Genomic DNA, 13,212 nt, shown 5'->3' with positions numbered 1-13,212 from the left:
GTGGGAGGGCCCCCTGCCTGCGCCCTGCGGGCGTGGGGGACCCCCCGCGCCTCAATCGCCGGCGAGGCTCACGTTGCCGGGCTCAAGCGAAGGAGTGATCAGGCGATGAGCACCCCCTATCCGTTCACCGCGGTCGTCGGGATGGACGATCTGCGGCTGGCCCTCCTGCTCAACGCGGTCAGTCCGGCGGTCGGCGGCGTGCTCGTGCGCGGTGAGAAAGGGACCGCCAAGTCGACCGCCGTGCGGGCGCTCGCGTCGCTGATGCCGGATGTCGACGTCGTCGCCGGTTGCCGGTTCTCCTGCGCGCCCGCGGCGCCGGACCCGGCGTGCCCGGACGGTCCGCACGAGGGCGGGGCCGCGTCGGCGCGGCAGATGCGCCTGGTCGAGCTGCCCGTCGGCGCCTCCGAGGACCGGCTCGTCGGCGCGCTCGACATCGAACGGGCCCTCGCCGAGGGCGTGAAGGCCTTCGAGCCGGGCCTGCTCGCGGACGCGCACCGCGGGATCCTGTACGTCGACGAGGTCAACCTGCTGCACGACCACTTGATCGACCTGCTGCTGGACGCCGCTGCCATGGGCGCCTCGTACGTCGAGCGGGAAGGCGTCTCCGTACGGCACGCCTCTCGCTTCCTGCTCGTCGGCACCATGAACCCCGAAGAGGGCGAACTGCGGCCCCAGTTGCTGGACCGCTTCGGCCTCACGGTGGAGGTCGCGGCCTCCCGGGACCCCGACCAGCGGGTGGAGGTCGTACGGCGCAGGCTGGCGTACGACGACGACCCGGCCGGTTTCGCGGTCCGCTGGGCGGACGAGGAGGCGGCGCTGCGGGAGCGGATCGTGGCGGCGCGGGAGCTGCTGCCGCGGGTGGTCCTCGGCGACGCGGTGCTGCGTCAGATCGCGGCCACCTGCGCGGCGTTCGAGGTGGACGGCATGCGCGCGGACATCGTGATGGCGCGTACGGCGACGGCGCTGGCGGCCTGGGCGGGCCGCGACGAGGTCACCACCGACGACGTGCGCCAGGCCGCGCTGCTCGCGCTGCCGCACCGCAGGCGGCGCAATCCCTTCGACGCGCCGGGCCTCGACGAGGACCGGCTCGACGAGACCCTGGAGCAGTTCGGCGACGACGAGCCCGACCCCGATCCCGACCCGGACCCCGGTCCCGACGGCGGCGGCCCCGGCGGGGGCGGTCCCGACGGCGGCGGGGTGCCGCCGCAGGGCCAGGGCCCGGACGCGTCGTCCGAGCCCGCCGAGGCGGAGACGTCGCCCGCACCGGCCCCCGGCGCAGGGCGGGGTGAGCAGCAGCCGGTACGGGCCTCGGAGCCGTTCCGCGCGAAGGTGCTCAGCGTGCCCGGCCTGGGCGAGGGCGCGGCGGGCCGCAGGTCCCGGGCGCGTACCGACCACGGGCGCACGACCGGATCCCGCCGGCCCCGGGGCGCGCTCACGAAGCTCCACCTGGCCGCCACCGTGCAGGCCGCGGCCCCGCACCAGCGCGCTCGCGGGCGCAGCGGTCCCGGCCTGGTGGTCCGCCGGGACGATCTGCGGCAGGCGACCCGCGAGGGGCGCGAGGGCAACCTCGTGCTGTTCGCGGTGGACGCCTCGGGATCGATGGCGGCACGGCAGCGGATGAGTGCCGTCAAGGGCGCGGTCCTGTCGCTTCTGCTGGACGCGTACCAGCGGCGCGACAAGGTCGGCCTGGTCACGTTCCGGGGGAAGGACGCGGAGCTGGCGCTGCCGCCGACGTCGTCGGTGGACGCGGCCGCGGCCCGGCTGGAGCAGCTGCCGACGGGCGGCCGTACGCCCCTGGCGGCGGGCCTGCTCAAGGCGCACGAGGTGCTGCGCGTGGAGCGCCTGCGCGACCCGTCGCGCCGCCCGCTGCTCGTCGTGGTGACGGACGGCCGCGCCACGGCACGGGGTGCGGGCGACGCCTTCGCGCTCGCCCTGCGCGCCGCACGGCTGCACGCCTCCGAAGGAACCGCGTCGGTCGTCGTGGACTGCGAGTCGGGACACGTACGGCTCGGTCTGGCCGGCGCCCTCGCCGGCGAACTCGGCGGCACCGCCGTCACCCTCGACGAGCTGCGCGCCGACTCGATCGCCGGTCTCGTCAAGGACGTCCGCTCCGTACACGCCATCAGCAGAAGGGCCGCCTAATGCCGCAGGGACAGCCGACCGTCGTACCGGACGACGGACTCACCACCCGTCAGCGTCGCAACCGTCCGCTCGTGTTCGTGCACACGGGCATCGGCAAGGGCAAGTCGACCGCCGCGTTCGGGCTCGCCCTGCGGGCCTGGAACCAGGGCTGGCCGGTCGGGGTCTTCCAGTTCGTGAAGTCGGCCAAGTGGAAGGTCGGCGAGGAGAACGCGCTCAAGGTACTCGGCGCGAGTGGCGAGGGCGGCACGGTCGCCTGGCACAAGATGGGCGAGGGCTGGTCGTGGATCCAGCGCCCCACCGCCGAGGGCGAGCTGTCCAACGAGGACAAGGCCCGTGAGGGCTGGGAGCAGGTCAAGCGGGACCTGGCGGCGCAGACGTACAAGCTCTACGTGCTGGACGAGTTCGCCTACCCCATGCACTGGGGCTGGATCGACACCGACGAGGTCGTCGAGGTGCTGCGCGAGCGGCCCGGCACCCAGCACGTGGTGATCACCGGCCGCAACGCCCCGCAGAAGCTGATCGACTTCGCCGATCTCGTGACCGACATGTCGAAGGTCAAGCACCCGATGGACGTCGGGCAGAAGGGCCAGCGGGGCATCGAGTGGTAGCACGTCTCGTCATCGCCGCGCCGTCCTCCGGCGCGGGCAAGACCACGGTCGCGACGGGCCTGATGGCCGCGTTCGCCGACCGCGGTCTCGCGGTCTCGCCGCACAAGGTCGGCCCGGACTACATCGACCCCGGCTACCACGCGCTGGCCACCGGGCGGCCGGGCCGCAACCTCGACGCGTACCTGTGCGGCACGGAGCTGATCGCTCCGCTCTTCGCGCACGGCGCGCGCGGCTGCGAACTGGCCGTCGTCGAAGGCGTGATGGGCCTGTACGACGGAGCCGCGGGCCAGGGTGAACTCGCGTCGACCGCACAGGTCGCCAAACTCCTGCGGGCACCCGTCGTGCTGGTGGTGGACGCGTCGTCGCAGTCCCGGTCGGTGGCGGCGCTGGTGCACGGGTTCGCGTCCTGGGACCCCGAGGTGCGGATCGGCGGGGTGATCCTGAACAAGGTCGCCACCGACCGGCACGAGCGGCTGCTGCGGGAGGCGCTGGAGGAGTCGGGGGTGCCGGTTCTGGGCGTACTCCGGCGGGCGCCTGCGGTGGCGACGCCGTCGCGGCACCTCGGGCTCGTGCCGGTGGCCGAGCGGCAGGCCGAGGCCGTCGATGCCGTGCGGGCGCAGGCGGAGCAGGTGCGGGCGGGCTGCGATCTGGAGGCCTTGCTGGCCCTCGCCCGGAGCGCGCCGGCGTTGTCGCATGCTCCGTGGGAGCCGGATGTCGTGGGACGGCCGCACGCCGGTGGTGGTGGGGTTGTGCCCACCGGTCCCGCCCTGCGGAACGATGGCCCCCGACCCGTCGTCGCCGTCGCCGGCGGGCCCGCGTTCACCTTCTCGTACGCCGAGCACGTCGAGCTGCTCAAGGCCGCCGGCGCCGAGGTCGTGACCTTCGACCCGCTGCGGGACGAACAACTCCCGGACGGGACGCGCGGGCTCGTCGTCGGCGGCGGATTCCCCGAGGTGTACGCCCCCGAGCTGTCGGCGAACGAGTCGCTGCGCAAGGCCGTCGCCGAGCTGGCCCGCTCCGGGGCTCCGGTCGCCGCCGAGTGCGCCGGGCTGCTGTACCTCGCGCGTTCCCTGGACGGGAAGCCCATGTGCGGGGTGCTGGACGCGGACGCGCGCATGACCGGGCGGCTCACGCTCGGCTACCGGGAGGCCGTGGCCGTGGGCGACAGCCCGCTCGCCGCGGCCGGCACGCGCATGCGCGGCCACGAGTTCCACCGCACGGTGCTGGAGCCGGGGGCCGGTGCCACGCCCGCGTGGGGCATGGTGCGTCCGGAGCGCAGGGTGGAGGGCTTCGTGCACCAGGGCGTGCATGCCAGCTATCTGCACACCCACTGGGCGCAGCGGCCCGAGGTCGCCGCCCGGTTCGTCGAGGCCTGCCGGGCATGACGGGGGCCGGGTCATTCGGCGAGGCCGACCACCAGCCAGATGAAGCCGACACCGCCGATCGTGCACAACAGGGTGGAACGGGCGGGGTGTTCGTGGTGCGCCTCGGGCAGGATCTCGGCGGCGGCGAGGTAGAGCAGCGCGCCGCCGAAGAACCCGAGGTAGCTGCCGAGAAGTTCCTCAGGAAGAGTGAACAGCAGCGTGGACGCCGCGCCGAGCACGGGCGCGAGCGCGTCGGCGATGAGCATGACGACCGCCTTGCGGCGGGTGTTCCCGTACAGGCTGGTGAGCGTGTACGTGTTGAAGCCGTCGGCGAAGTCGTGGGTGACGACGGCGAGCGCGACGGTGGCGCCCATGCCGCCGCCCACCTGGAAGGCGGCGCCGAGGGCGATGCCGTCCATGAGGCTGTGGGTCACCATCGCCGCGGCCGCCGTCAGCCCCACCTGCGGTACGCGTCGTTCCCCGCCGTGCGCGGCCTGTCGTACGGCCAGCAGCCGTTCCACGCAGTGGGCCGCGAGGAAGCCGCCGGCGAACAGCAGCAGCGCCTGCGGTACGCCGAACACCGGCCGGCCCGCCGCCTCCGCCGCCTCGGGCAGCAGGTCGAGCCCGACGACGCCGAGCATGAGGCCGCCCGCGAGGCCCAGCACGAGGTGGCGGCGGTCGGTGACGCGGTGCGCCATCCAGCCGCCGAACAGCGTCATCAGGAACGCGCCGAGCGCGACGAACACCGCCATGCGCCTTTGCTAGCCCATCGACGCGCCGCCGTGCACATCGCCGCCGCACCGGATTGACTTCCCCGCCCCGCCTGTGCCCCGACTCCGAGGAGTGCCCCATGACCGGTCCGCCCGCTCTGGTCGTCGGCGTCGGCGCGTCGAGGGGTGTGCCCGTCGACGAGGTGGTCGAGCTCGTCCTGACGGCGCTGCGCGAGGCGGGCCTGGCGGCGGCAAACGTGGTGGAGGTCGCCACGCTCGACATGAAGGCCGGCGAGCCGGGGATCGTGGGCGTGGCCGGGCGGCTGGGCGTTCCCCTGGTGGCGTACTCCGCCGCACGGCTCGCCGCCGTGCCGGTGCCCGGCCCGTCCGGGGCGGTGCTGGCGGCGGTCGGAACGCCGTCGGTCGCGGAGGCGGCGGCCCTGGCGGGCGGTGGCGAACTGCTGGTGCCCAAGCGCACGTCGTGTCCCGTGGGGCGGCCCGCGGGTGTGACGTGCGCGATCGCGCGGAGCTCCACGCGTACGTCCCCTGCCTCTGCCGGGATCCGGCGGCAGGAGACATGATGACCGTCGTGCGTTCTTCCACCCCCCACACATCGAGGAGACCCCTGTGACCCGTCTTCCCGTACCGCTGCGCGGCGGCCATGTACACGCGCACTGACGACCGGGGCCATCCCGAACACCCGGAGCGTTCCGAGCCGTCCGGCGGGCACGACCTGCGCCACCACGGGGACGCCGAGGTCAGGGACGGCGGCTCGGCCCTGGTCGACCTCGCGGTCAACGTCCGTACCGGCACGCCCCCGCGGTGGCTCCGGGAGCGCATCGCCGCGTCGATGGACTCGCTGGCGGCCTACCCGGACGGGCGCGCCGCGCGGGCCGCCGTCGCGGCCCGGCACGGGCTGCCGATGGAGCGGGTGCTGCTGACGGCGGGTGCGGCGGAGGCGTTCGTGCTGCTCGCGCGGGCGCTGCCGGTGCGCAGGCCGGTCGTCGTGCATCCGCAGTTCACGGAGCCGGAGGCGGCTCTGCGGGACGCGGGCCACGACGTGGGGCGCGTCCTGCTCCGGGAGGAGAACGGCTTCCGGCTGGATCCGAAGGCGGTGCCGGAGTCGGCCGATCTGGTCGTGATCGGCAATCCGACCAATCCGACGTCCGTCCTGCACCCGGCCGCGCGGATCGCCGAACTGGCGCGTCCGGGACGGCTGCTGGTCGTGGACGAGGCGTTCATGGACGCGGTGCCGGGAGAGGTGGAGGCGCTCGCGGGCCGCACCGACGTACCGGGCCTTGTCGTGCTGCGCAGTCTCACCAAGACGTGGGGACTCGCGGGCCTGCGGATCGGGTACGTGCTGGCGGAGCCGGCCACGATCGCCGCGCTGGAGCGCGCCCAGCCGCTGTGGCCGGTGTCCACGCCCGCGTTGGCCGCGGCGGAGGCGTGCATGGGCGGCGCCGCGCTGGCGGAGGCCGAGGAGGCGGCGCGCCAGATCGCCGCGGACCGCGCCCATCTGCTGGCCGGTCTGGCGGAGTTCGACGAGATACGGGCGGTGGACAGCGCCGAGGGCCCGTTCGTGCTCGTCCGGGTCCGGCGTGCGCAGGAGGTGCGGGAGCGGCTGCGGGCACTGGGCTTCGCCGTCCGGCGCGGGGACACGTTCCCGGGGCTGGACGGCGACTGGCTGCGGCTCGCGGTCCGGGACAGGGTGACGACGAATCGTTTCCTGCAGGCCCTGGACCAGGCCCTGGTCATGCTGGGCTGACGCACGGGCCCGGCCTCCCGGTCCGGCCGGGCCCCTCCCCCTCGGTGGGGCCCGGCCGGACCGGAGCGGGTCAGCCCCGGGAGCCGGAGCGTCGGCGCGCCAGGACGATCACGGCCGCGCCGGCGGCGAGCAGCAGACCGGCGCCGCCCGCGATGTACGGGGTGCTGGAACTGCCGCCGGTCTCCGCCAGGTTCTCCTCGGGCTCCTTCCCGGTCTGCGGCGCGATGTTGTCGGCCGGGGCCTTCGACGGGTTCTCCGTGGGCTTCTCGGACGGCTTCGCCGGGGCGTCGGGTGCTTCGCAGGCCGCTTCGGCGAGGGTCACCTCGCCGGTGACCGCGGCGACGTTGAGGTCCAGGGGATCGACCGACACCGTGAGGCGCAGGGCCGTCGCCGCGGCCGTGCGGGACGTGGTCTGCGTCTTCGACAGGTCGAGGGTGACCTCGCCGACGCCCGGAACCGCGACGCGCGTCTGTCCGCCCGCGCTGAGCGTCACCTTCTTGCCGAGCACCTTGACGTGTCCGAGCACGTCGGAGGTGGCGACGGGCTTCCTCCCCGCAGCGCACACGGCCTCGGAGGTGGCCTTCTCGACCTCGACGAGCGACAGCAGGGGCAGTCCGGGCACGTGCACGCGGGCGCGGACCAGGTTGCTGTACGCGGCGGCCCTGCCGTCCTCGACGGTGGCCCTGGCCGTGGCCACGTCGGCACGCATCACCTGGAACGGCCGCCCCTCGTCGACGCCGTCCAACCGGACGCTCAGGGTGGTCTTCTCGGCGCTGCCGGGGGCCCGCACCTCGTTGAGAGTGGCCTTGAGCGGGACGTGCGCGGTCTTGTCGATCAGGGTGACGTCGAGACCGGTACGGAGGACGACCGCCTCCGCCTTTCCGTCGCCGCCGGTGGCGTGCGCGGGCGTCGCGAGGGCCAGCGGGACGACGGCCAGTGCGGCGGCGGCCGCCCCCGCGACGGCCTTGCGTGCGGGCACACGGGCGGCGGGCAGGCGGAAGGTGTTGCTGTTCACGGTGGTGGAACCCCCACAGGAGACATGGCGCCGCCCGCGTCCACGGGGACACGTGGACGCGGTGGCGAAGACACCCGCATCCTTTACGCACGGAGAGTGAACGGACAGTCAACCGAGGCGAGTTCACCCTAAAGTGAGGTTTCCGCGTCAGTATTCGATTCTTGGGGCACGGGTGTTCCTCGTGGCCCCGCCCGTCACCGCCCGCGGGACGTGCGCCGGTCCACCGACCGGCGCACGGGAAAGTGTTTCAACGAGTGCGGAACGGCCGGGTCACGCCGGGTCAACACGCCGCCCGGGGGGCGGCCGGAGGGACCGCGTCAGCCGACGACCCGTCCGTTGAGCACCACCCGCCGCGGGCCCGCGAGGGCCCGGACGTCGGCACGCGGGTCCTCGTCGTACACGACCAGGTCCGCAGGGGCGCCCTCCTCCAGCGCCGGGCGGCCGAGCCACTCCCGCGCGCCCCACGTGGTCGCCGACAGCGCACGGACCGGCGGGATACCGGCCTTCACCAGCTCGGCGACCTCGTCGGCGACCAGCCCGTGCGCCAGCGAGCCGCCCGCGTCCGTGCCGACGAAGACGGGGATCCCGGCGTCGTAGGCGGCGCGCACGGTGTCGTACCGGCGCTCGTGCAGCCTTCGCATATGGGCCGACCAGCGCGGGAACTTGGCTTCGCCGCCCGCCGCCAGCGCGGGGAACGTGCCGATGTTGACCAGCGTCGGGACGATCGCGACGCCGCGCTCGGCGAACAGCGGGATCGTGTCCTCGGTGAGTCCCGTCGCGTGCTCGATGCAGTCGATGCCCGCCTCCACGAGGTCGCGCAGCGAGTCCTCGGCGAAGCAGTGGGCCGTCACCCGCGCGCCCAGCCGGTGCGCCTCGGCGATCGCGGCCTCCACCCCGTCACGCGGCCAGCAGGCGGTCAGGTCACCCGCGTCGCGGTCGATCCAGTCGCCGACGAGCTTGACCCAGCCGTCGCCGCGCCGGGCCTCGTGGGCGACGTAGGCCACGAGGTCGGCGGGCTCGATCTCGTGGGCGTAGTTGCGGATGTAGCGGCGGGTGCGTGCGATGTGACGGCCGGCCCTGATGATCTTCGGCAGGTCCTCGCGGTCGTCGATCCACCGGGTGTCCGACGGGGACCCCGCGTCGCGCAGCAGCAGGGTGCCCGCGTCGCGGTCCGTGAGCGCCTGCTTCTCGCTGGTCGCGGCGTCGACCGGGCCCTGGTGGTCGAGCCCCACGTGGCAGTGGGCGTCGACGAGTCCGGGCAGGGCCCAGCCGTGCACGGTGACCGCCTCGGCGCGAGGACGGTCGTAGGTGATGCGGCCCTGAACGACCCACACCTCGTCCCGTACGTCCTCGGGTCCGACGAGCACCCGCCCCTTCACGTGCAGCACCGTGTCATCGCTCATGCCCAGCACTGTACGAGGCGTACAAAGGCGGGTGTCCGGGGCCTCGGCAGGCTCGGCGGGAGGCCCGGGCGCCGGGCCGGCACCGCTGATCGAAGAGAGCTCGCCGTGACACACCCCCTGCTCGACCTGACCCCGTCGCGCTTCGCCTCGATCGAGCGCAGGGTCGCCGCGCTGCTGGGCACCGGCCAGGACGTGGTGATCATGCAGGGCGCTCGCTGGCGCGGCACGCCTCGGCCGCGGCGGCCACGCGCGCGGGCGCGCCGGCGCTCGGCGGCGGTCTGACCCGTACGTCCACGAGGCGAAGGACGCGGCTCCGGTCGCGACGACGCTGCGCGCACCGGACGGCGTGGACGCGCGTGACCTGGTGGCGGCGGCGCTCGCCGCCGATCCCTCGCTGCCGCTGATCGCCGGTGGCGGGGCGCTGGCGAAGGAGATGATCCGGGTCAACCACTACGGCGTGGACGCGACGCGCGGTGTCGTGCGGTCGTCCCTCGCGGCGCTCGGCGCCGCGCCGGCCGGGCAGGGCCGTCAGGTGGACCCGGAAGGTGCGCGGCGGGCGGTCGGCGAGAACTGGTAGCACCTGCCCGCCCCTCATCCCGTAAAACATATTCACAGCAGGTCCGATAAATGCGGGAGTAAATTCAAGTGAACAGCTCCCCGCATTCTGCTGCCCCCGATCTCCGTGCCTAAACGCACGGATTCCGATCGACTTCCGGAGGCGATTCGAGGGGGTGTCAACGTGGTTACGGATATGTGACCGACCCCACATCGGACGCAATTTGCCCGCTTAAATACGGGCAAAACAGCGCGATCGCCTGGCGATCGGCGGGACGGCTCGCGCCCGCGCGATAACACAGAAGGCGCTCCGACCCAACCCCCTGGCCCGATGCAATCTCGGAATTTGCTCGGTAAATTCAATTCGCATGACCGCCGCACAAGAAGACCTTGTACGAGCCCGAGAAGAATTGACCGATTCACCGGACCTGCTGGAGATCGACACCCCGCGAGTGGAGGACGGAGCCGCGATCTGGCGCATCGCCCGCGACTCCGAGGTCCTGGACCTCAACTCCTCGTACAGCTACCTGCTGTGGTGTCGCGACTTCGCGGCCACCTCCGTCGTGGCACGCGGCCCCGACGGCGAGCCGATCGCGTTCGTCACCGGCTACGTGCGGCCCGACCGTCCGGAGGCGCTCGTCGTCTGGCAGGTCGCCGTCGACCGCGAGCACCGCGGCCGGGGGCTGGCCGGCGTCCTGCTGGACGCCCTGACGGCCAAGGTCACCGGCGGCCGCGGGGTGCGCGAGATCGAGACCACGATCACGCCGGACAACACGGCGTCCGACCGCCTGTTCACCTCCTACGCCCGGCGTCACGACGCGGAGCTGCGCCGCGAAGTCCTCTTCGACGGCCGCCTGTTCCCCGAAGGAACGCACCAGCCGGAAGTGCTCTACCGCATCGGCCCCCTCGCCGCCTGACCCCCACCCCCATGGAGACCGCTGTGACCATCACCCCGCCCGCCCTGAGCGTCTTCGAGACCCTCGAATCCGAGGTGCGCAGCTACTGCCGCGGCTGGCCCGCCGTGTTCGACCGCGCGCAGGGCAGCTACCTGCACGACGAGGACGGCCACACCTACCTGGACTTCTTCGCCGGCGCCGGATCGCTCAACTACGGGCACAACAACCCCGTCCTGAAACGGGCGCTGATCGACTACCTCGAGCGGGACGGCATCACCCACGGCCTGGACATGGCGACGAGCGCGAAGCGCGCCTTCCTGGAGTCGTTCCAGAACGTGGTCCTGCGCCCGCGCGACCTGCCGTACAAGGTCATGTTCCCCGGCCCGACGGGCACCAACGCGGTCGAGGCCGCGCTGAAGCTGGCCCGCAAGGTGAAGGGGCGCGAGGCGATCGTCTCGTTCACCAACGCCTTCCACGGCATGTCGCTGGGCTCGCTCGCCGTCACGGGCAACGCCTTCAAGCGCGCCGGCGCCGGCATCCCGCTGGTGCACGGCACCCCGATGCCGTTCGACAACTACTTCGACGGCCAGGTCCCGGACTTCCTGTGGTTCGAGCGCCTGCTGGAGGACCAGGGCTCCGGCCTCAACAAGCCGGCCGCCGTGATCGTCGAGACGGTCCAGGGCGAGGGCGGCATCAACGTGGCCCGGCCCGAGTGGCTGCGCGCGCTGGCGGACCTGTGCGAGCGCCAGGACATGCTGCTGATCGTCGACGACATCCAGATGGGCTGCGGCCGCACCGGCGGGTTCTTCTCGTTCGAGGAGGCCGGCATCACCCCGGACATCGTCACGCTGTCCAAGTCGATCAGCGGCTACGGACTGCCCATGTCGCTCTGCCTGTTCAAGCCCGAGCTGGACATCTGGGAGCCGGGCGAGCACAACGGCACCTTCCGCGGCAACAACCCGGCGTTCGTGACGGCCGCGGCCGCGCTCGGCACCTACTGGGCCGACGGGCAGATGGAGAAGCAGACCATCGCGCGCGGCGAGCAGGTCGAGCGCGCGCTGCTCGCGATCGTCGACGAACTGGGCGGCGAGGGCGTCGGCTTCCGCGGCCGCGGGCTCGTGTGGGGCCTGGAGTTCGACGACAAGGCACGCGCCGGCAGGGTGTGCGCCCGCGCCTTCGAGCTGGGACTGCTCCTGGAGACGTCGGGCCCCGAGAGCGAGGTCGTCAAGCTGCTGCCGCCGCTGACCGTCTCCGCCGACGAACTGGACGAGGGCCTGCGCATCCTGGCGCGCTCCGTCCGAGAGACCGCCTGACCACCGCAGAGACAGAAAGGCAACGCTCACCGTGATCGTCCGATCGTTCAAGGACATCGAGAACACCGACCGCCATGTGAAGGCCGCGTCCGGCACCTGGGAGAGCAAGCGCATCGTGCTCGCCAAGGAGAAGGTCGGATTCTCGCTGCACGAGACCGTGCTGTACGCGGGCACGGAGACGTCGATGTGGTACGCGAACCACATCGAGGCCGTGCTCTGCGTGGAGGGCGAGGCCGAGCTGACCAACGACGAGACGGGCGAGACCCACTGGATCGAGCCGGGGACCATGTACCTGCTGGACGGTCACGAGAAGCACACCATGCGCCCCAAGACGGACTTCCGCTGCGTCTGCGTCTTCAATCCGCCCGTGACCGGACGGGAGGACCATGACGAGAACGGTGTGTACCCGCTGCTGACGGAGGAGGGCTGAGACATGACCACCGCACCCGCACGCACCGACCTGTACCCGACCCGTGGCGCGACCGAGGTGACGACCCCGCGTCAGGACCCGGTCGTCTGGTCCGCTCCGGGCACGCCCGGGCCGATCGCCACGGCCGATCTGATGGGCTACGAGCGCGACGGCTTCCTCGCCGTCGACCAGCTCATCCGTGACGACGAGGTGGCGCTCTACCGTGCCGAACTGGACCGGCTGATCGCCGACCCGGCGGTACGGGCCGACGAACGCTCCATCATCGAGCCGCAGTCCCAGGACGTGCGGTCCGTGTTCGAGGTGCACCGGCTGAGCGAGGTCTTCGCCGCGCTGGTGCGCGACGAGCGGGTGGTGGGCAGAGCCCGTCAGATCCTCGGCTCGGACGTGTACGTCCACCAGTCGCGTATCAACGTCAAGCCGGGCTTCGGCGCATCGGGCTTCTACTGGCACTCGGACTTCGAGACCTGGCACGCCGAGGACGGACTGCCGAGCATGCGGACCGTGTCCGTGTCGATCGCGCTGACCGAGAACCTGGACACCAACGGCGGCCTGATGATCATGCCGGGGTCGCACCGGACGTTCCTCGGCTGCGCGGGCGCGACGCCGAAGGACAACTACAAGAAGTCGCTGCAGATGCAGGACGCCGGGACGCCGTCGGACGAGGCGCTGACGCGCTTCGCCGACGCCCACGGCATCCGGCTGTTCACGGGCCGCGCCGGTTCGGCGACCTGGTTCGACTGCAACTGCATGCACGGGTCGGGCGACAACATCACGCCGTATCCGCGCAGCAACGTCTTCATCGTGTTCAACAGCGTGGAGAACGCGGCGGTGGAGCCGTTCGCCGCTCCGGTGCGGCGGCCGGAGTTCATCGGGGCCCGGGACTTCACCCCGGTGCGCTAGGGCCTCTCGTTTGGATCATGCCGGGCTCGCGGGCCCTGGCACGCACGCTCGCCGCGTTGTCGTCGGTCGCCATGGCTCCGCCATTGTCTCCCTCCTCCGCCTTGCGATCGC

Annotated in this window: 11 protein-coding genes and 2 pseudogenes; 10 read left to right on the top strand and 3 right to left on the bottom strand. The window is 72.7% G+C overall.

What is annotated here, in order from left to right; all coding sequences use genetic code 11:
- Positions 1–105 precede the first annotated feature (105 nt).
- The 3 genes from HW130_RS08990 to HW130_RS08980 are packed head-to-tail and all read left to right on the top strand — an operon-like array spanning position 106 to position 4,135.
- Positions 106–2,142 (top strand): putative cobaltochelatase, encoded by a 2,037-nt coding sequence (locus HW130_RS08990; RefSeq protein WP_177148905.1) that lies wholly within the window; start codon positions 106–108, stop codon positions 2,140–2,142.
- The gene (cobO, locus tag HW130_RS08985; protein WP_177148904.1) at positions 2,142–2,750 is read left to right on the top strand and encodes a cob(I)yrinic acid a,c-diamide adenosyltransferase; all 609 of its coding nucleotides are present in this window, start codon (positions 2,142–2,144) and stop codon (positions 2,748–2,750) included. The genes HW130_RS08990 and cobO overlap by 1 nt, the downstream gene beginning before the upstream one ends.
- A complete protein-coding gene (locus HW130_RS08980) occupies positions 2,744–4,135 on the top strand; it encodes a cobyrinate a,c-diamide synthase (protein WP_177148903.1) in 1,392 nt (463 codons plus the stop codon). The genes cobO and HW130_RS08980 overlap by 7 nt, the downstream gene beginning before the upstream one ends.
- A gap of 11 nt (positions 4,136–4,146) precedes the next feature.
- Here HW130_RS08980 and HW130_RS08975 read toward each other — a convergent pair whose 3' ends face one another.
- Positions 4,147–4,866 carry a ZIP family metal transporter gene (locus tag HW130_RS08975; RefSeq protein WP_177148902.1) on the bottom strand — a complete coding sequence of 240 codons (720 nt, stop codon included), beginning with the start codon at positions 4,864–4,866 and terminating at the stop codon, positions 4,147–4,149.
- A 107-nt stretch (positions 4,867–4,973) separates the two neighbouring features.
- Here HW130_RS08975 and HW130_RS08970 point away from each other — a divergent pair.
- Positions 4,974–5,387: pseudogene (locus HW130_RS08970) on the top strand (cobalamin biosynthesis protein); the annotation flags it as partial.
- A 98-nt stretch (positions 5,388–5,485) separates the two neighbouring features.
- Positions 5,486–6,589: an Rv2231c family pyridoxal phosphate-dependent protein CobC gene (gene cobC / locus HW130_RS08965; RefSeq protein ID WP_177148900.1), complete on the top strand. Its 1,104-nt coding sequence runs from the start codon at positions 5,486–5,488 to the stop codon at positions 6,587–6,589.
- A 70-nt stretch (positions 6,590–6,659) separates the two neighbouring features.
- On the opposite strand, the gene HW130_RS08960 is transcribed toward cobC, so the two are convergent.
- Positions 6,660–7,604 carry an SCO1860 family LAETG-anchored protein gene (locus tag HW130_RS08960; RefSeq protein WP_177148899.1) on the bottom strand — a complete coding sequence of 315 codons (945 nt, stop codon included), beginning with the start codon at positions 7,602–7,604 and terminating at the stop codon, positions 6,660–6,662.
- A 317-nt stretch (positions 7,605–7,921) separates the two neighbouring features.
- Positions 7,922–9,007 carry an amidohydrolase family protein gene (locus HW130_RS08955; RefSeq protein WP_177148898.1) on the bottom strand — a complete coding sequence of 362 codons (1,086 nt, stop codon included), beginning with the start codon at positions 9,005–9,007 and terminating at the stop codon, positions 7,922–7,924.
- 215 nt (positions 9,008–9,222) lie between these two features.
- Here HW130_RS08955 and HW130_RS08950 point away from each other — a divergent pair.
- The 5 genes and pseudogenes from HW130_RS08950 to thpD all read left to right on the top strand — a co-directional run.
- Positions 9,223–9,584: pseudogene (locus tag HW130_RS08950) on the top strand (alanine--glyoxylate aminotransferase family protein); the annotation flags it as partial.
- A gap of 346 nt (positions 9,585–9,930) precedes the next feature.
- Positions 9,931–10,479 carry a diaminobutyrate acetyltransferase gene (gene ectA, locus HW130_RS08945; RefSeq protein ID WP_177148897.1) on the top strand — a complete coding sequence of 183 codons (549 nt, stop codon included), beginning with the start codon at positions 9,931–9,933 and terminating at the stop codon, positions 10,477–10,479.
- Positions 10,480–10,502: 23 nt separating this feature from the next.
- Positions 10,503–11,771 (top strand): diaminobutyrate--2-oxoglutarate transaminase, encoded by a 1,269-nt coding sequence (gene ectB, locus HW130_RS08940; protein WP_177148925.1) that lies wholly within the window; start codon positions 10,503–10,505, stop codon positions 11,769–11,771.
- A 31-nt stretch (positions 11,772–11,802) separates the two neighbouring features.
- The gene (locus HW130_RS08935) at positions 11,803–12,201 is read left to right on the top strand and encodes an ectoine synthase (protein WP_177148896.1); all 399 of its coding nucleotides are present in this window, start codon (positions 11,803–11,805) and stop codon (positions 12,199–12,201) included.
- A 3-nt stretch (positions 12,202–12,204) separates the two neighbouring features.
- On the top strand, positions 12,205–13,101 hold the full coding sequence (gene thpD, locus HW130_RS08930) for an ectoine hydroxylase (protein ID WP_177148895.1): 897 nt from the start codon (positions 12,205–12,207) through the stop codon (positions 13,099–13,101).
- Positions 13,102–13,212: the final 111 nt, after the last annotated feature.

Origin of the sequence: Streptomyces sp. PKU-EA00015 (genome assembly GCF_013387495.1) — a bacterium.
GTDB lineage: Bacteria > Actinomycetota > Actinomycetes > Streptomycetales > Streptomycetaceae > Streptomyces.
This window is presented reverse-complemented; position numbering and strand designations above follow the sequence as displayed.